Here is a 1,426-nt window from a genome sequence, read left to right on the forward strand (position 1 = left end):
CCTACTGGTACATAAGGGTCAGAAGGTATACCTGCTCCCGTTTCTGTTAAAATATATGCTTTATAAGGTCTATGAAAATATGGCTTATATTTGTAATTGTCATAACGCACGCCCAGCATGGCTTTTAGGCGTTCATTAAAACGAATGGCATCGGTTAGGGCGATATGATGGCTGTCTTTTTTGACATCGGAGAAGGTGTAGTTTAGGTAACTTGGCGAGCCGTCTTCTTTTAGGACGGTTGCTGAAGTGCTACGATCAGCATGGGCGTGAGATGCACTTAAAGTGAGCTTATGTTCGCCTGCTTTTCCTAGATCAAAGATTGAGCTTTTTAGGTTTAGGTTGTACTGATCGGTTTTGGTGTTGGTTGGGCGATATTCACGGCGATCAAAGCTGATGTTGTCCGACCAATCTTTATCCCAAATCCAAGTATCAGCAAGTCCCAAAACTTCACTATGCGTATGGCTAAGTTCTAGCTCGTCAATAGCACTATCTTGTGGGCGGTAGCGGTAGCTGATGCCGTAGCTTTTGAGTTCTTCTTTGTCTTTGGCACGGCGCGGATCAACACTGGTGCGAGAGCCGTAGCTGGCGTTAATGTTAGTGTTCATGACGGTGTCTTTGTTTTGATAGATACCGTGCAAACCTAGGCGATGATTGTCATCAACATGAAAATACATTTTTGCCAGCAGGCTATCTTGTGTGGTTTTGGTCGCCTGTGGATAACGCAATGATTTTAGCGAGCTGCTTGGAATTTCATCTTTGCTATAGACATAGCCAATGTCGTCAATGGCTGCTTTATTGTGTCCTTTCATGTCATGGTTTTTAAGTTCATGACCATCACGATGAGCATAATTGATTAAAAATTCTGCCTTGTCGTGCACGCCAGCCAAGCCAACGCTTGCCAATTTCTCTTCATTTTTACTGGTGTAGCCGACTTTGGCATAACCGCCCAGCGATTTGTCGCCACGCATCAAATGCGATGGTTCTTTGGTCATATAAGACACCGAACCGCCCACCGCACCAGAGCCAGACATTAAGCTGTCCGCCCCTGCGGTGATGCGCACGCTGCCCATCATCTCAAGGTCAGGGTTAAACCGTCCTTCGTACATATAGCCATAGGGCGAGAAAATCTCATTAACTTCCACTTCAGGCAGTGCCACGCCATCAATATTCATCGCCACACGGTTGCCGTCTACGCCACGAATGGCAAAGCCTTTATTGCCATAGCGACCGACTTCTGCCACGTCCACTTCGGTATTATAGCGGACGAGGTCATGAGCGTTTTGGATATTTTGCTCATCAAGCTCACGACGTGTCGTTATCTCTTCGCCAACTTCTTCTTTAGGTTTGGCATTTACGGTGACATTTAGAGTACCTAGCGTCACTTCGGGTTCATTAGCATCTTGAGCGGTCGATTGGGTGCTATAAG

General features: G+C 46.2%; 1 protein-coding gene. It reads right to left on the bottom strand.

Going from position 1 to position 1,426, the window contains the following annotated elements:
• Positions 1-1,426: TonB-dependent receptor (locus GY683_RS02880; RefSeq protein ID WP_297287312.1), on the bottom strand; the 1,426-nt coding region annotated here is incomplete at both ends.

Source organism: Moraxella sp., from assembly GCF_024227015.1.
Taxonomy (GTDB): Bacteria; Pseudomonadota; Gammaproteobacteria; order Pseudomonadales; family Moraxellaceae; genus Moraxella.